Source organism: Legionella qingyii (assembly GCF_003184185.1).
In genome coordinates, this window is record NZ_QHJG01000007.1 from 38,658 (window position 1) to 56,538 (window position 17,881).

Consider the following 17,881-nt stretch of genomic DNA (forward strand, 5'->3'; position numbering starts at 1 on the left):
GTGGAGGCTTTGCTTTTATTTAAGCTGTTACATTCGCCTGGTTTTATTTGGTGTTATGAAATAAGCATTCTAATTAAAATTTTTTCATTAAGATTCAATATAGTTACATGAAATAAAAAACTGGCTTTCATTATCTTCTACTGTATAATGTTTCGAAAGAAGCTTGGCCGGAGTGTCTTAATGAAAAAGCTCACTACTCTGTTGTTGCTGGTTTTCTCTATCAATGTTGTTGCTTCTGTTGTGTTCGGTGATTCTTGCGATACGCAGGCAGGGATGTCCGACTCTTATGTTTTAGCGCTCAGCTCGCAGCCTGGGTTTTGTCAAACGTATGGATATGAAGCCGGTAAGCCGGAATGCATGCATCTATCTAAAAATTCCTATCAAGCAAAGCATCTTACCTTACATGGTTTATGGCCGAATCAAAATGCCTGTGGCCAAAGTTATGGGTATTGTGGTGTAGAGCAAAAATCCAGGCATTGTGCTTATCCCCCGCTTAATTTATCACCACCAGTTTCTGAACATTTAAAAAAATTGATGCCGAGTTACAATTATGGGAGCTGTTTGGAGCGTCATGAATGGAATAAGCATGGCAGTTGCCAAATTTTATCTGCAGATGAGTATTTTTCACTGGCGATGCGTTTGACTGAGTCGGTTGATAATTCTGTCTTAGGACATTATCTAGCGGAACATCAAGGACAAAAGGTACCCTTAACGGTCCTGCGTGAGATGGTAATCAAATCATTTGGTAAAAATAATTCTGGAAAAGTTTATTTAGGTTGCAGGAATGGTATATTGGTTGATATTTATATTCAGTTGCCGGCATTAATTCCTTTTGATGAGTCTTTAGAATCATTAATCGAAAATGCTCCTGACTCTCAAGTTCATGATACTTGTCCTGCCAAGGTCATACTTTCAGATTTTAATAAAGGCTCTTGGTTTTAAATTGTAATAGCCTGGGTTAAGCGAAGCCCGGGTTTTCAGGAACAATATTCCCGCTTCTTCGCTTCATCCAAGCAACTGATAAAGAGTTTATGCATTTTAACTTGGCCTTGCACATTGTTAGAACTTCCTCTAATGTAGAGGAATTATTGATATGGGAATGAAGTCTATGCAAAAGCGGTGTTACTTATTGATTATAATTGTCTTTTTATTAACTGCTTGTGTGCATCATGCGCCAAAAAATCAGCCTCTAACTGCTCCGACACAAGTATATAAGACAAAACAAATAAGACGAGTACCCGCTTTTAATCAGGTTAATGTGCAAGGGCCATTTAATGTAAGTCTGCATACAGGTTATAAAGAGCCCCAGGTGATTTTATCTGGCGATGCTCGTGATTTGGCGATCGTAAAAGCAGAGGTTGTACAAAACACATTGTATTTGGCTATAGCAGGGAAAGGTCATTTAAATGGCCCAATTTATGCGGAGATAAGGGGACAATTCCTTAACCGTTTGACGGCAAATGGTACACCCATGATTACTGGAGATCAGATTCGTACTCGCTTGTTGGATGTGTATTTGCTAAATACTGGAAAGGTTAGATTAGCTGGATCCATCGGCTTACGAGTTCTGGACATAAAGGGTAAAGGGCTCACTCAAATTGGTGGAATATCCAGTCCAGGCTTACAGCTCCATTTAGAGGGAAGCCCAAAAGTACAACTTTCAGGCGTTGCAAATCTAGCAAATTTAACCATGCAAGGAAATGCATGGCTTAGTTTGTTTTGGGTTAAAACGGACACTTTGACTGTGCGTGCGAAGCAGAAAACGACCATTCAATTAGCTGGAGCAGTAAATAGGCTCGACGTTGAACTTTGGGGTAATGCACGATTTAAAGGTCGTTACTTACGTGCACAACGCAGCTTTGTGAAGACGCATGACCACTCTGTTGCAGAAATTTCAGTAGCGAAACATCAGAGTAATTTAGCGACGGATGCCAGTGACATTTATTATTTTAATTTGCCCTCAACACGAGCAGATTTCATGGTTTTTGATGGCTCAGTATTGGATATGCGTGAGTGGAATCAATCCGAATTGAAAGATTTCAATCGCTATAATAAGCAACTCCCTTAAAGTAATGTTTCAATTTTCCCTCATCCTGCCCCTCTCCCATAGTGTGGCAAAGCGAAGGTTTTATCAGGATAATTTTCCCTTCTCCCAGGAAGGGAGAGGGTACCCGTAAGGGGCGGATGAGGGTAGCGATCAACGCTTAATTTTATTCTAACTCTCTCCCATCAACACAAGAGAGGATTTTTCATTCAGATTAGATGCGATACGTTGGTTAATACACTGAACAATCTGATCCAAATCATTATCTAATGGCAAAACATGGGCTGAGTTTGCTAGCCAGTGTATGGTTGTATTCGGTAAATGAGCGAACATTTTTTCTACCTCCTTGGAGGCAACAACAATATCGTGAGCGCCAAAAAAGAGGTCAATTGGGCACTTTGGCGTAATCCACTGATATTCGTAAATCATGGTAAACAGTTCAATAAGTGCTGGAATCGGAATCCTTCGATATGATATTTCAGCATGTTGGTTGGTTGCAAGATTACCCGCTACGCCTCGCAGTTCGCAAAACCCTAGCTTTTTAAGTACATTTAGAAGTTGCAGATTACGATAAATATTCATCTGTAATTTTAAGGCAGGGGCTAAGAGAAACATATGATTGAATGCAAAAGTTGTACTCAACGTGCATGCCAATATGCCACCCAAGGAGAGTCCCAGTACATCTACTTTTTGGTATTCTTTAAATAATTTCTCACATTCTTGTGTTGCACATTCAAGCCAATCTGTGACCTTTACTTGTGCAAAAGCCGCAATGCTATCTGCATGTCCTGGTAATGCAGGACAAACTAAAGCATCATAATGATTTAATTTAGGAATTAAATAGCGATAAACCGCTGGCGAGGAAGTAAATCCATGTAAAAGGAGCAGGGCTCTATCTGTTTCTGCTCCCCGCCGTCTAATGGGTTCAAGGAGTGTATAATCTTTCTTGCTTAAATCAAACAGTTGTTTGCCACGGCGCATGTAGCGAAAATCGTTAAGATTCATAGTAACATATCATTCCATATAGGTTGCATTTGTTTTGCAAAATTATTGTAAATTATGGTTAAATACAATTCATCAAGGAACACATCTTGATAAGATTAGTGTATCTGAAAATATTCGATCTACGCCATCTATTTAAAGGCAATGTTTCTTACGATGTGCTATCTTTAACTTAATAGGGGTAGATACTACAGAGGTTAAGATTTATGAGTACAGGAAAAACTGAAAAAGACAAGCCGACTCCACAAGAGAACCAGGCAAGTCCTCCTCCTCCCCCGAAGCCAGATGTCATTACTCCAGATATCAGTGAAGGGCCTACGCCAAAATCAGCAAAGGATGAGGACAAGAAACCACAGCAAGAGGAAGCTCAACCTAAAAAGCCTACTCAACAAAAGGGAGAGGGTAAGGAAAAGAATCCTTATCTTGAGTTGAATGAGCAGCTCAGTCAGATGGTTTCGGAGATTAATGGAGATATAAATAGTGCCTTGAAAGCAGCCGGGTCTAAGGCTTTAGATAAATTTTCACAGACCGAGTTGGGACAAGCTTTAGGTGGGTTGAAAGATGCACTAAATGATAAGGCCGGAGAAATTAAAGATCAATTATTAGATAAGGCTGATGAAAAGCTCGATGATCTCAAAAATACTAAAGCAGGACAAGCTGCGCTTCAGTTTAAAGAGATGGTGAGTTCTATCCAGGACGTAGTTAACTCCGGACTTGTTAATGCTATTAAAGGAGCTACAGCCAAGTTAAATTCCACTGATACTCAGGAATTAAATCCCAGTTCCCAGGAGCAAGTTTATGAATCAGGAGAAAATGAAGATGAGGAATTGGCGGATGAGAACGAGGACGAAATGAGTCTAAGTGAACCAAATAATAGTACTTCTTCTAATTTAATGGCGGAATTTAATGAAGCATTTGAAGGAATGGACTTTGATGCGCTTATCGACAAATCACCTAATTCGAAATCTACTCCAGCACCAACCGAGAGCGAGGAATCAACATTTGATATGAAAGGGCCATAGTAATCGGTACATGAAGCAAAACCCAGGTTTTGCTTATAAACTCCCTGGGTTTCGCTTCACCCACGCTTCAACTCATAATTGATTGACTTTTAACCCATTAATTTATGCGGTAAACTTTCAATACGCCCTGCTTGGGTTACTACGACATAATTTAATTTACGTTGTAGTTCGCTAATTGTATCAGCACCAGCATAAGTCAGACCGGATCTTAATCCTCCCACTATATCAGCAATAATCGCATCAGGATTTTCTTTATACGCTACTTCAGTTGCAACGCCCTCAGCAGTTTTCCACTCATGCATTTGTCCTAAGAAGTTTTCTTGCGCTTCTTTAGATGCCATGCCTCGGTAACGTTTTACTTTGGTGCCATCTTGCTTTTCAATTACCTCACCAGGGGTTGGCGCGGTACCTGCTAGCATGCCACCTATCATGACAAAATCAGCACCGAATGCTAACGCTTTGACTATGTCGCCTGATGTTCTGATTCCGCCGTCCGCTACAATAGAGCGATCAGAGCGTGAACAATCTTGAATACAGGTTAACATAGGGACACCAAAGCCCGTTTTAATGCGAGTACTGCATACTGAACCACCGCCAATACCGGCCTTAATGATGTCTGCGCCACATGAAGCAAGATAATCAGCTCCAGCATAGGTGGCGACATTTCCAGCCATAATACATCGATCCGCAAGCAAATGGCGTAAACTTTTTAGAGTTTTTCCCACATATTTGGCATGAGCATGGGCAACATCCACACAGAAATAATCAGCCCCTGCATCGCGTAATGCTTCTGCTCGCTCCAATTCAGCTGCAGTACAACCAATCGAGACAAACACCTTGCTTTGACATTTTTTAAATTCTGCGATGTTTTCTTCGATGGTCATAAAACGGTGTAACGCACCCATAGCACCTTTAGAGCCCATGAAATTAGCCATAGAACTTTCAGTAATGGTGTCCATATTGGAGCTGATTACGGGAAGCTCCAATGTTAATTTGCCCAGTCTGTCAGTACTGGTTGTTTCCACGACTCTTCTGGATTCGTGGTGGTTGTATGAAGGAACAAGCAGAACGTCATCAAAAGTGATGGCATGGTCAGTCATGGTAAATCCTTAAAGTGCATACTATAAATGCTCCGCAGCATAAAATGCAAGTCTTGAGCGCTCCCCACGAGTTAAACTCATGTGTGCACTGTGTTCCCAGTGTTTAAATCGATCTACCGCAAAAGTTAGACCGGAAGTTGTTTCACTCAGATAGGGGGTATCTATTTGTTTAATATCCCCAAGACAAATAATTTTCGATCCTGGACCAGCACGTGTGACCAATGTTTTTATTTGCTTAGGAGTTAGGTTCTGTGCTTCATCAATGATAATGTAGCGATTTAAAAAAGTACGGCCTCGCATGAAGTTCAAGGAGCGAATTTTAATTTTGTTTTGTAATAAATCTTGAGTTGCGCCACGTCCAAAACTACCACCTACCTGTGAACTGTGCAGAACTTCGAGGTTATCCATTAAAGCGCCCATCCACGGTGTCATTTTTTCTTCTTCGGTTCCAGGTAGGAAGCCTATATCCTCGCCTACAGGAATGGTCACGCGCGTCATAAGAATTTCGGTGTAACGGTTTTGATCGAGTACCTGAGTTAGGCCTGCAGCAATGGTGAGTAAGGTTTTTCCGGTTCCGGCGGGGCCTTGTAAGCTTACAAAATCAATATCAGGATCCATGAGCAAGTTCAGGGTAAAGTTTTGCTCGCGATTTTTAGCATGAATTCCCCATACGGAATGTTTGGTGTAATCACGAATTAACTGAATCACCGCATGGTCACGTTCAAGCTTTTTCACGATAGCTTGAAATTGATCATCTTCTGTACTGATGCAATCATTAGGATTCCATTGACTGATTAATGGCCCCGCTACTTTATAAAAAGTCTTGCCACTTTCTTGCCATGACCCCATATCTTTAGCATGCGTATCCCAGAAATTCTTATCAAGAATATGTAGTCCTCTGTGCAAGAGATTGACATCATCAAGTACCTGATCGCTGTAATAATCTTCAGCAAGAATGCCAAGTATTCCTGCTTTGATACGCAAGTTAATGTCCTTTGACACAATAATTACCTGCGTTTTTCCGGCATACTTTTTTTGTAGACCTAGGGCGGTTGCAAGAATTGTATTATCAACTTTATGCCCAGGAAGTGTAGATGGGACTACCTGGTCGAATTCATCTGTTTGGAAAAATAGCTTTCCGCTGCACTTTTTCTTATTTGAATTAAGATAATTGGGTATAGCCAATCCGGATACGATTTGTTCATGTGATGCATTACTCATGAGCTCTACCAACATACGGTTGGTTTGGCGGACGTTGCGTGCTACTTCCGATGTACCGGTTTTATGACTGTCTAATTCTTCCAGAACGACCATGGGCAAATAGATGTCATGCTCTTCAAAATGATAGATGGCTGTAGGATCATGCATTAAAATATTGGTATCAAGTACAAACAGCTTCCGATGGGTATTGCTATTATCCATAAATTCACCTTGTGATTAAAACGTGTAGCCTGGGTGAAGGCAGTTTCACTGTCATTAAGTTAATAACTTTGCCCTTATCCTACAAGATTCTTCGCTTCTTAACTTAATGGTAATGAGACAAGCCATAACCCTAAAATTATTTGATTGCATCCTTCATTCTGCTTAGGGGATGAGATTCAGTCAAGGATAAAATTGATGTAACTATTCATCATGTTCATCGGAAAGCCATTTTTGGTGCATCGTACACTCAAATCTGACTTTTCCTCTAAAGCATTCAAAATGTGGTGAATAGATACTAAATTATTTTAGTGCGTTAAGTACTTCGGCTATATGTCCTTTAACGCTCACTTTGCGCCATTCTTTGATTAGTTTTCCCTGCGGATCAATGATAAATGTACTGCGTTCAATACCACGGACTTGTTTACCATACATGGATTTCATTTTTATCACATCAAACAATTGGCATAATTGTTCATCATGATCGCTAATGAGTTCGAAAGGAAAATTTTGTTTTGCTTTAAAATTCTCATGCGATTTCAAGCTGTCCCGGGAAATTCCAAATATTTGGGCGTTTAATGCCTGAAACTGAGGATATGCATCGCGGAAATCTTGTCCTTCTGTAGTACATCCTGGGGTTGCATCTTTAGGATAAAAATAAAGGATTACATATGTTCCTCGATAATCACTTAGATGAGCATTGAGCCCACTTGTTGCTGCGAATGCAAAATCGGGTACCAATTCATCTACATTCATTAATCTCTCCCTGCTTTTTTCATTATACGGGAACGGTCTCTTTCCCATTCACGATCCTTAATGGTGTCGCGCTTATCATGTTCCTTTTTACCTTTAGCTAAGGCTATTTTTATCTTTATCTTATTTTTTTTCCAATATAAAGAAAGTGGCACTATGGTATAACCTTGCCGTTCAACACTCCCAATCAGTTGATTGAGTTCTTTTTTATTTAATAATAACTTGCGTGTACGTATTGGGTCAGGAATAGAATGGGTCGAGGCGGTTATGAGTGGTTGAATCTGGGCTCCAAGCAAAAAGGCTTCGCTGTTTTTGATAATGATATGAGCATCCGACAAATTTATTTTCCCCGCACGCAAGCTTTTGACTTCCCAGCCTTCAAGCACCAGGCCGGCCTCATATTGATCCTCAATAAAATAATTAAAGCCGGCTTTTCGATTCAACACAATAGTTGAATCGGATTGTTTTTTATTTGTCATATTTATTCTTTATTACGATCGTGTTTGTAATCCAGTGGTAATTGAGGATAAACCCGATTTAATTGATCATCAACCGCGACGCGGTTATCAAAAACAAAGCATTGTCCTTCCCAGAGCGATTCTTCCTTAGGCATTTGTTCAATATAATTGAGAATGCCATCGTGCAAATGATAAACATTTTCAAAGCCTAAATCTTTTAAATAAGCGGTCGATTTTTCACAGCGTATTCCGCCTGTGCAAAACATTGCAATTTTTTTATCTTTTTTATCGAGAAGCTGCTCGTGCACGTATTGCGGAAAATCTCTAAAGTTTTCTGTAGTGGGATTAATCGCATTTTTGAATGTGCCCAGTTCAAATTCATAATCATTACGGGTATCGATTAACACGACGTCAGGATCTTTAATTAATTCATTCCATTCTTGAGGACTAAGATAAGTTCCCACTATTTTCAATGGGTCAACGTTGTTTATACCCATAGTGACAATTTCTTTGCGAAGTTTGACCTTGGATTTTTCGAATGGGTTTTCATCATCAAAAGTTTCTTTAAATTTTAAGTCAGCTAACCGCTCATCTTGGCGGATGAATTGATAAAATAGATCCATTTGCTCACGCGTACCAGCAAAACTTCCATTAATTCCTTCAGCGGCTAATATAATAGTTCCTTTGATTTTGATTTCATGCATTTGCGTAAGCAAAGGCTGTCGCATCATTTCAAAATTATCCAAGGGAACAAATTTATAAAATGAAGCAATCACGATTTTTTTCATTGTACTACCTAGAAATATAAACAAAAATATTTGGCAAAAATTAACATTTACACAGAATTTAATCAATAGGCTTGAATTCAATGCACCCCCGTCTACGTTTAAATATTAAGCAAAATTAACTAAATGCGTTGACAAAAACTAACCAGCGATCATACTGTTATATACTAAAGCTATCTGTGCTTTGATTCCGCTGGCTTTTTATAAGGAGATAATATGGCCTATTACATTCGGAAGTTGCGGTGGTTCCTAATCGCTTGTTTATTTGTTCCATTTATGAGTTTCGCTGCTACTCCAGTAAAATCGATGGTTGTTTTTGGCGACAGTTTGTCTGATACAGGGAATACTACTCATTTACTTAAAAGTTTGCGTCAGGAAGAAGATCCTGCTTTTTTAGTAGCACCTTTTAAAACATTCGTGCTCAACAAGATGGTTGAGTTTGCTGAAGAATATTATGTGCCACAAATGGTTTTGGATTCAGGGATCGCCATTGTTACTGATTTTTTTGATAATCAATTAGGACCTTATGTTGCTAATTTGGTAAGTAAAATCAAATTGGTACCTGTATTACCCGGTAAACCTTATTGGAATGCACGCTTCTCCAATGGCCAAGTATGGAATGAATATTTAGCAAAAATGATATCCATTTCTCCAGATGATGAAGAAGTTTACTTAAATCGTGCATTTGGGGGGAGCTGGACTGCAACTTATGATTATCAGTTAACGGTATGGAATTTGATACGTCATCCATTAGGAACAATCAAAAATCTGATTGTAGGCAAGTTGGTTCCACCCAGTCTTGGGTTAACTGTCCAAGCTTATTTGCTGGAGCATCCAGCCTTAAGCGATGAAACGGTATTTTTTATTTTCTCAGGCAGTAATGATTACATCAATGTCTTGTTCTTTGAAGACAATTACAACACCGAAGTAATGAGTACCTATGTTGATAACGTCTTATCTGGTGCGGGCTCTGCTGTTATGAAATTAATGCAAGCCGGTGCGCGTCGTTTTGTTATTATGGGACTGCCTCATATAGGCGATACCCCCCGCATGGTGCAAACCACCGATAGAGAAGTTTTGAATAACGCCATTGATATGCACAATGAGCGACTTCGAAATCGCATGCAAGAATGGGCAAAAATTTATCCCGATTCAAATTTCCTCTACATCGACATGGGCGACTACCTGGGACGTGCTTTAAAAAATCCGGAAAATTATGGATTTACTAATACTACGGAAGCGTGTATTGATGTGAAGCTTCCTATGTATGATGCATTCCGCAGCTCGCCATTTGCTAATAACTACGTATTACGCTATGCGCAAGTACTCCAATATAGGGACGCAAGCTTTGCTGCAGGAGACAAAAACTATCAAGTATGTGATACTCCTGAAAGTTATTTATTCTGGGATGAAATTCATCCAAGTACTCGTGCTCATGGGTTGCTTGCTTTTGAAGTGTGCAAGGCCATGAAGGACCACGGATATGATGTAGCGTGTAAAAATCCTATAGAGTAAAAAAGTTGTGAGTCGTTAAGCGTTTTTTCTAGCGTGGCCTGGGTGAAGGCGCAGCCATTAACCCGGGTTTTCTTTTTGTAGAATTCCCGGATGCGACTGTGATTTCACTGAGCCTATAATTTTAATCTTTAAATCTTTAGAGGATTAACTATGAAACATCGTCCTCTGGAGTGAGTTTTCTGTACGGAACATGTTAGTGATTTATAAATGTTTATGGCATAATTGCCCTTTTTTTATTGATAAGTCGTTCATGTGCGGTTGTTGAAGCGAGGAGCAGGTTATGTGTGGGATTATTGGAGCTGTATCTGAAAGGGACATCAGTAAAATTTTACTGGAAGGGTTACGTCGTCTAGAGTATAGAGGTTATGATTCTGCTGGTATTGCAGTAATTGATAATGACAAACGTTTAAATCGTGTAAGGATCCAGGGTAAGGTACAAAATTTAGCTGATGCGATGCAAGAAACAGCTATTGCTGGTAATACAGGTATTGCCCATACACGATGGGCCACCCACGGTAAGCCTTCAGAACAAAATGCACATCCCCATATATCCCACGGACAACTTGCATTGGTACACAATGGGATTATTGAAAATCATGAACAATTGCGTCGTGAATTAGCAATGAAAGGGTATCAGTTTACTTCCGAAACTGATACCGAAGTGGCGGCTCATTTAATTCATTACTATTACCTTCAGAGTGAAAATTTGCTCCAGGCAGTACAAACCGCCGCCGCAGAAATGGAAGGGGCTTTCGCTTTAGGTGTTATCCACCAACAAAATCCCAAAGAACTTATTGCTATTCGTAAAGGTAGCCCTCTCGTTGTCGGCATAGGAATCGGTGAGAATTTTATTGCTTCTGATGGATTGGCGTTAAAATCTTTCGCACAATCAGTAATTTATTTGGAGGAAGGCGACAGCGCTGTTATTACCTCAAAAAGTATCGCGATTTATGACGCCTCCAAATCATTTGTCGAGCGCCCCCTTCATCCCTTAACGAGTGATTCCGAGACAGTAAGTAAAGGTCCTTATCGGCATTTTATGCTCAAGGAAATCTTCGAACAATCTAAGGTACTGAATGATACTTTAGAAGGTCGTGTTAATAGTGTGGAGGTACTTAGATCCAGTTTTGGGGAACGCGCCTCTCATATATTTCCTATGGTGAAACAAATCCATATTGTTGCTTGTGGCACCAGTTACCACGCCGGGCTAGTTGCCAAATATTGGTTAGAGTCATTGGCTGGGTTGCCAACCCAAGTTGAAATTGCCAGTGAATATCGTTATCGTGACGTGGTAGTTCCTAAAGATACTTTATTCATTACCGTTTCCCAGTCAGGCGAGACTGCAGATACTCTTGCTGCACTACAAAAAGCAAAAGAGAAGGGATATTTGGCCAGCTTGGCGATTTGTAATGTTGCAACAAGCACCTTAGTCAGAGAAGCTGATTGTGTTTTTCTAACACGCGCCGGAATTGAGATTGGTGTGGCATCTACTAAGGCATTTACAACTCAGTTGGCTGCTTTTTTGATGTTAGCGGCAGCGTTGTGTCATGATAATCGCGCAAACGAAGTATTAAAACAATTGCAGGAGCTGCCTGCATGTTGCGAACGTGTATTAAAGATGAATGAAGAGGTTGAAGACCTGGCATCACTGTTTGTACATAAAGCACATGCTTTATTTTTAGGTCGCGGTGTTCAATACCCAGTAGCCCTAGAGGGTGCGTTGAAATTAAAGGAAATTTCTTATATTCATGCTGAGGCATACCCCTCCGGAGAGTTGAAACACGGTCCTTTGGCTTTGGTTGATGAAAACATGCCTGTTGTTGCGGTTGCCCCTAACGATGAGTTGTTGGACAAATTAAAATCCAATTTACATGAAGTGAGTGCTCGGGGTGGCCAGTTGTTTGTTTTTGTTGATGACTCCCAAAGTTGGCGAGCAAATGGGGCTCGTTTGATTAAGGTCCCTTGCTGTGGTTTATGGGTGGCTCCCATTATTTATACAATTCCTTTACAACTGTTGGCTTATCATGTTGCTGTTGTAAAAGGGACTGATGTGGATCAGCCACGTAATCTTGCCAAATCTGTGACTGTTGAGTAATAATGTGGCGTTTTTTTAACTAATCACCCTTGACATTCTTCTCTATGTATATAGAGAGAACTTAAGATAAGAACTTATAGTTTATAGTAGGCAAAAGCAGCGCGTAACTCAAGAATAGGATTACCGAATCTGGGTTGCGCTTTGCGACACCCAGGTTACATTTTCCTTATATTTCTAAGGTGAAGTAATCAATTGTTATATTTTTTATGTTTTACGGGGATGTAAATGACTCAAGAGATGTTGAGATTAGCTGCGATTATTGCGCAAGAACTCAAAGTTAAACCAGCGCAGGCAGAAGCAGCCATTCGTCTGCTTAATGAAGGGGCAACAGTTCCTTTCATTGCTCGTTATCGCAAGGAAGCTACCGAAGGACTAGATGATGTGCAATTACGCTTTATTGATGAACGTGTACTTTATCTGCGTGAATTGGATGAGCGTCGAGCCGTAGTTTTACAGTCTATCCGCGAACAAGAGAAACTCACTCCTGAACTTGAAAAAAGCATTTTGGCAGCAGACACTAAAACTCGTCTTGAAGATTTATATTTGCCATTCAGACCAAAGCGTCGTACAAAAGCGCAAATTGCCATCGAAGCAGGCTTGGAGCCTCTTGCGCAGGCACTTTGGAAAAATCCTATGTTGGATCCCGAAGAAGAAGCTGTTCAATTTATCAATCCTGAGGCAGGCGTTGAGGATGCAAAAGCAGCATTAGAAGGTGCACGCCACATATTAATGGAGCATTTTGCTGAAGATGCTGATTTGATTAATGAGCTACGTGAATACTTGTGGCAGCACGGCATCGTCAAATCAACAGGAAGCTCTAAGAAAAAAGAAACCGTCAATAAGTTTTCAGATTACTTTGATTATTCTGAAGCAATTAAAAAAATCCCGTCACATCGTGCTTTGGCGTTATTCCGCGGCCGACGAGAAAGTGTTTTGCAAGTGAGCCTTATTTTACCTGAACATGATTTATCGTATGGTGAAAATAAATTAGCAGCTCATTTCAATATTGTTGATCAACAAAGAAAAGCTGACAGTTGGTTGCTTGAAACAGTCCGTCTGACCTGGAAGGTAAAATTATTTACCAAGTTAGAGTTGGAGTTGCTGACTCGCTTACGAGAAATTGCAGATGAAGAAGCAATAAAAGTATTTTCCAGAAATTTACGTGACTTATTACTCGCCGCACCTGCAGGTCCACAAATTACTATTGGACTTGACCCTGGAATCAGAACCGGAGTTAAAGTGGTTGTGGTTGATGCAACTGGTAAATTGCTGGATTACACCGTTATTTTCCCATTAGCGCCACAAAATGAATGGCATCAGGCAATTACTGATTTAGCTAAATTGGCAGCAAAATATCAGGTTAATCTGATAAGTATCGGTAATGGTACAGGATCTCGTGAAACAGAACGCTTGGTCACTGAATTAATAAAAATGTACCCTGATTTAAAACTGACCAAAGTTATTGTAAGTGAAGCGGGCGCGTCTGTTTATTCAGCTTCAGAAATTGCTTCACAAGAATTCCCAGATTTGGATGTTACGTTAAGAGGGGCTGTTTCTATTGCGCGACGTCTCCAGGATCCGCTTGCGGAATTGGTCAAAATCGAAGCTAAATCTATTGGAGTGGGACAATATCAACATGATGTGAATCAAACTCGCCTGGCTCGGAGTCTTGATGGTGTTGTAGAGGATTGCGTGAATGCCATAGGTGTTGATGTAAACACGGCTTCAGCTGCGCTGTTATCTCATGTTTCAGGTCTTAATGAGGCTTTGGCTAAAAATATTGTGCTTTATCGTGATGAACATGGTGCATTTAAAAACCGCATGGAATTAAAAAGTGTACATCGCATGGGCGAAAAAGCGTTCCAACAAGCAGCAGGTTTTTTACGCATCATGAATGGTGATAATCCACTCGATGCCTCTTGTGTGCACCCGGAAGCTTACCCTCTGGTAGAAAAAATCATTGAGAATAGGAACATTGATATTAAGAAGCTGATCGGTAATAAAGAACTATTACACAGTGTGAATGCTGAACAGTTTGTTGATGAACAATTTGGTTTACCTACAATCAGAGATGTGTTGCGTGAACTGGAAAAACCAGGTCGCGATCCAAGACCTGAATTTAAAACGGCACAATTCAAGGAAGGTGTCGAAGACATCGAACATTTACATGAAGGAATGATCCTGGAAGGAGTTGTGAGTAATGTGACTAATTTTGGTGCCTTTGTGGATATTGGTGTACACCAGGATGGATTGGTACATATTTCAGCGATGACCAACAAATTTATTTCTGATCCACGTACTGTAGTGAAGGCCGGTGATATTGTGACGGTCAAGGTTATTGAAGTGGATAAAGAAAGAAAACGTATTGGTTTAAGTATGAAATTGGAAGACGAGCCTGCAAATCAGCCCGTTAAAAAAGTTGCAAAAGCATCTGAAGTGAAAAGACCACCTCAAGTAAAAAAAGCTGAGCATAAGAAAAAATCCGAGGTTAAAAAAGTTGAGCCAGCCAAAAAAACTGTGTTTAATACAGCAATGGCAGATGCATTGGCAAAATTAAAACGTAATTAAAAAGTATGGGATGAATTAAGTTCATAGCCCCTCCCTAGAATGGGCGAGGGGCAGGGGACACTACCATTAAATTATGGATTTTTGTCATTACCAAGCAGCTGGGATCTATTCTTTAAGTAGCACTGCATTTTGTTAGAAATGGGTTCCCGCCTTCGCGGGAACGACAGTTTTTTTCTTGGCTTCATGGCAGTGGGGACAAGGGTGAAGGTTTCATTGGCCGAAACCAATGTCCTCATCCGTGCGTAGGTACCTTCTTCCCCTAAGGATTACTACCATTAAGTTAAGGATTTTTGTCATTCCCGCGAAGGCGGGAATCTATTCTTTAAGTAGCACTGTATCTTGTTAGAAATGGGTTCCCGGTTTCGCGGGAACGACAGTTTTTCTCTTAGCTTCATCGCAGTACCCCTAGGGAGAAGCTAATTTAATGATAATACTGCTGCGTTACATCATGTATAACATAGGTGAATCATGACTTATACTCCACAAGGAGAGCTTGCTATCCAGACTTTGGCAATGCCAGCAGATACTAATGCCAATGGCGATATCTTTGGTGGTTGGATTGTGTCACAAATGGATTTGGCTGCAGGAATATTGGCAAAACGATTAGCATTGGGGCGTGTTGTTACCGTTGCCATTCATTCTATGAGTTTTTTAAAACCAGTCCATGTGGGGGATCTTGTGAGTTGTTACGTAACTTTGGTAAAACAAGGTAATACCTCTATGACGTTCCGGGTTGAGGTATGGGCACATCCTGCCACTCAAAATGAAACCTATCAAGTCACCGAAGGTGTTTTTGTTTTTGTTGCCATAGATGAAAAGGGCAAAGCAAGACAGGTACCTAAAAAAATATGACCAATAATTCGACAGAGTTGTATCATTTACTTACTGAAATGGCTACCCTAATTGAACAAAATGCGGAGCCAGATCCCCAATTATATATTTTATTTTTCCAACAACCCGAACTTGCATTTAAGATAATAGATATCATTGGTAATTTAGAAGAAAAACTGGATGAAGGACTTTCAGTATATTCTGCCTGTGTTTTTGCTTTGGATATTTGTGTTGCTCAGTTGCAAGGTGCGGCAGAATCCAACAATAAGATCACTGCAAAAACCTTGGTTCAGTTGATGGATCACTTAGCCGAAATGATCAATTTACGCAAACATACACTGAGTTTTTGGTTGCCTGTATTAAATTCTTTTTATGAGTCACACGTCGAATTGACGGAGGCTTTAAAAGATGCCTATTATGAACTTGCCAGTGATGAGGAAGAATCTATTCAAGAAGGTGAACCCATATCGCATCTCGATGCAATTCGTGACTTGATTCATGAATTAGCGGATCTTAATGTTTTTGAAATCGCCGAAAATTTTTTCGCCCAAAGCTATGCAATGCCGGCTGATTTTTTTGTCGACCTCATGGTTGACTTATATAACATTGAAGAAGGCGCAGATATTGCCTTACTTATTTTATTACATCCTAAAGCGGATGTTCGCGAAGTTGCTGTGAACACGCTGAGTCAAATTATGGAGATGGTTACTCTATCATCAATATCTCTTTCACGCTTAAAGACGATCAAATATTGGTATCCTGAGAGTTATTATGCCCTCTTTGATTCCTGGATAAAAATTCAACGCAAAAAAGGAGTGGTATTCGCACCAGAACCTGAGGTGGCCAAGATGACCGTTAGAGCTACTGAAGTAGATGGTTCTGGCTCGCAGGGTGTTTTTCTACATGTTCGTAAAAATAGGAAAAACCGACTTTGTGGTTTGTTATTAAAGTATGAGTTAGGTCTAAAAGATGCATGGATAACGCCTTCGCTTTCATCAAAGGATGTAAAGGATTACTACCATCAGGCTTTTGATGAAAATATAACTTTGCGGGAAGTGGATTTAGCTTATTTCACAATGATGGTAGAACATTTTTTAGCGATAACAATCGAAAAAGGCGAGATTCCGAATGTCCAATTTTTAGAAATCCAAGAGCAATTGGGGATACGCTTACGTCCTGTGAAGTTGGATTTAGATTATCTGTTTGAACAATTGAGTATCCAAATTACACCTTTTACTCAAGAGGCTATTTCCGAATCTTTGCGACGTTCAAAGTCATGGCTCAAAACCAAATCATTTACTGAATCCTGGTATTTGGAAAATCCTTTGGTTGATAAAATCGTTAACCATAACAGTAGTTTTGTTGAGGGGATTAGGGTGTGTCGCATGGAAGAAGCTATGGAGGCTGTATTTTCTGAAGAAATGGAATTGCATCGCGACAAATGGCAGTTTCACTTTTTATGGATTGCTTTATGGATGAAATCCAAGGAAAAACGAAATGAAAAACTATGGCGCGATAGTTTTTTGATTGCCTATACCATTCATGAAGGAAAACCTCTGAAAGAGATTCCCGTGATGCAGGAAATTTGTCGGCAAACGGTGATTAATAGTGCAGAAACCATGCAAGAGCGGCGAACACATTTGAGTCAGGAATGAGAGAAATCTATGTTTACCGGAATTATTGAAAGTAAAGGTACCGTGATTAGCAATACCGAGCATGATGGTGCAAATCGATTGATTATTTCATCGGTCTTCAAACAATTGCAAACAGGTGAAAGCATTGCTGTAAATGGGGTCTGCCTAACTTTATTGCCAATGGAACACAGCAACTTGAGTTTTGATGTTTCCCCAGAAACTTTGCATAGAACGACTTTAGGGGGACTCAGAATAGGTGATGAAGTCAATTTAGAACGAGCCATGCTTGCATCGACACGTTTTGGTGGTCATTACGTAAGCGGGCATGTAGATGCCATTGCTCAAATTCATTCCGTTAAACATCTTAATGAATTTATTGAGGTGGAGTTAAGTGGATTTGATGCAAATGCAATGTTGTATTTAATCCCTAAAGGTAGTATCACTGTTGAAGGGGTAAGCTTAACGATAAATGAGGTGACAAATCAACGCATTAAATTAATGCTTGTTCCACACACATTACTTCATACAACACTGGGCTTCTTAAAAAATGGCCAAGAAGTTAATATAGAATTTGACTACCTGGCACGTATTGTTGCTCATCAATTGCAGGTTGCAGGAACGTTAAACAATCAGATCCCGTTATGAATTAAGGAGT

The 17,881-nt window shown here is 40.1% G+C and carries 15 protein-coding genes; 9 read left to right on the top strand and 6 right to left on the bottom strand.

The genetic code is table 11. From position 1 onward, the window contains the following. Positions 1–180: 180 nt before the first annotated feature. Together DGG96_RS05485 and DGG96_RS05490 are read left to right on the top strand one after the other, a co-directional pair. Complete coding sequence (locus DGG96_RS05485) at positions 181–942, top strand: ribonuclease T2 family protein (RefSeq protein ID WP_110141955.1); 762 nt, start codon at positions 181–183, stop codon at positions 940–942. A 166-nt stretch (positions 943–1,108) separates the two neighbouring features. Further along, positions 1,109–2,068: a GIN domain-containing protein gene (locus tag DGG96_RS05490; protein ID WP_110142055.1), complete on the top strand. Its 960-nt coding sequence runs from the start codon at positions 1,109–1,111 to the stop codon at positions 2,066–2,068. Positions 2,069–2,215: 147 nt separating this feature from the next. Here the strand turns inward: DGG96_RS05490 and DGG96_RS05495 are convergent, their stop codons facing one another. Continuing rightward, entirely contained in the window at positions 2,216–3,049 is an 834-nt protein-coding gene (locus DGG96_RS05495) for an alpha/beta hydrolase (RefSeq protein WP_110141956.1), read from the bottom strand. A 203-nt stretch (positions 3,050–3,252) separates the two neighbouring features. Here DGG96_RS05495 and DGG96_RS05500 point away from each other — a divergent pair, with 203 nt between their 5' ends. Further along, positions 3,253–4,068, top strand: coding sequence for a hypothetical protein (locus tag DGG96_RS05500; protein ID WP_110141957.1), 816 nt, complete (start codon positions 3,253–3,255; stop codon positions 4,066–4,068). 89 nt (positions 4,069–4,157) lie between these two features. Here DGG96_RS05500 and DGG96_RS05505 read toward each other — a convergent pair whose 3' ends face one another. The 5 genes from DGG96_RS05505 to trhO all read right to left on the bottom strand — a co-directional run bounded on the left by DGG96_RS05505 (position 4,158) and on the right by trhO (position 8,586). Next, positions 4,158–5,168, bottom strand: a complete 1,011-nt coding sequence (locus DGG96_RS05505) for a guanosine monophosphate reductase (protein ID WP_110141958.1) — start codon at positions 5,166–5,168, stop codon at positions 4,158–4,160. Positions 5,169–5,189: 21 nt separating this feature from the next. Continuing rightward, positions 5,190–6,590, bottom strand: coding sequence for a PhoH family protein (locus tag DGG96_RS05510; protein WP_110141959.1), 1,401 nt, complete (start codon positions 6,588–6,590; stop codon positions 5,190–5,192). A 300-nt stretch (positions 6,591–6,890) separates the two neighbouring features. After that, positions 6,891–7,343, bottom strand: coding sequence for a peroxiredoxin (locus tag DGG96_RS05515; protein ID WP_110141960.1), 453 nt, complete (start codon positions 7,341–7,343; stop codon positions 6,891–6,893). Continuing rightward, positions 7,343–7,819 carry an SsrA-binding protein SmpB gene (gene smpB / locus DGG96_RS05520; RefSeq protein WP_110141961.1) on the bottom strand — a complete coding sequence of 159 codons (477 nt, stop codon included), beginning with the start codon at positions 7,817–7,819 and terminating at the stop codon, positions 7,343–7,345. The genes DGG96_RS05515 and smpB overlap by 1 nt, the downstream gene beginning before the upstream one ends. Before the next feature lie 2 nt (positions 7,820–7,821). Next, positions 7,822–8,586, bottom strand: coding sequence for an oxygen-dependent tRNA uridine(34) hydroxylase TrhO (gene trhO / locus DGG96_RS05525; RefSeq protein WP_110141962.1), 765 nt, complete (start codon positions 8,584–8,586; stop codon positions 7,822–7,824). Between the two features lie 213 nt (positions 8,587–8,799). Here trhO and plaC point away from each other — a divergent pair, with 213 nt between their 5' ends. The 6 genes from plaC to DGG96_RS05555 all read left to right on the top strand — a co-directional run bounded on the left by plaC (position 8,800) and on the right by DGG96_RS05555 (position 17,871). Further along, complete coding sequence (gene plaC / locus DGG96_RS05530; protein ID WP_110141963.1) at positions 8,800–10,098, top strand: lysophospholipase/glycerophospholipid:cholesterol acyltransferase PlaC; 1,299 nt, start codon at positions 8,800–8,802, stop codon at positions 10,096–10,098. Between the two features lie 280 nt (positions 10,099–10,378). After that, positions 10,379–12,193 (top strand): glutamine--fructose-6-phosphate transaminase (isomerizing), encoded by a 1,815-nt coding sequence (gene glmS, locus DGG96_RS05535; protein WP_110141964.1) that lies wholly within the window; start codon positions 10,379–10,381, stop codon positions 12,191–12,193. A 225-nt stretch (positions 12,194–12,418) separates the two neighbouring features. Then, positions 12,419–14,761 carry a Tex family protein gene (locus tag DGG96_RS05540; RefSeq protein ID WP_110141965.1) on the top strand — a complete coding sequence of 781 codons (2,343 nt, stop codon included), beginning with the start codon at positions 12,419–12,421 and terminating at the stop codon, positions 14,759–14,761. 468 nt (positions 14,762–15,229) lie between these two features. Further along, the gene (gene yciA, locus DGG96_RS05545) at positions 15,230–15,613 is read left to right on the top strand and encodes an acyl-CoA thioester hydrolase YciA (RefSeq protein ID WP_110141966.1); all 384 of its coding nucleotides are present in this window, start codon (positions 15,230–15,232) and stop codon (positions 15,611–15,613) included. Beyond that, positions 15,610–17,247 (top strand): hypothetical protein, encoded by a 1,638-nt coding sequence (locus DGG96_RS05550; RefSeq protein WP_110141967.1) that lies wholly within the window; start codon positions 15,610–15,612, stop codon positions 17,245–17,247. The genes yciA and DGG96_RS05550 overlap by 4 nt, the downstream gene beginning before the upstream one ends. A gap of 9 nt (positions 17,248–17,256) precedes the next feature. Further along, positions 17,257–17,871 carry a riboflavin synthase gene (locus tag DGG96_RS05555; RefSeq protein WP_110141968.1) on the top strand — a complete coding sequence of 205 codons (615 nt, stop codon included), beginning with the start codon at positions 17,257–17,259 and terminating at the stop codon, positions 17,869–17,871. Positions 17,872–17,881: the final 10 nt, after the last annotated feature.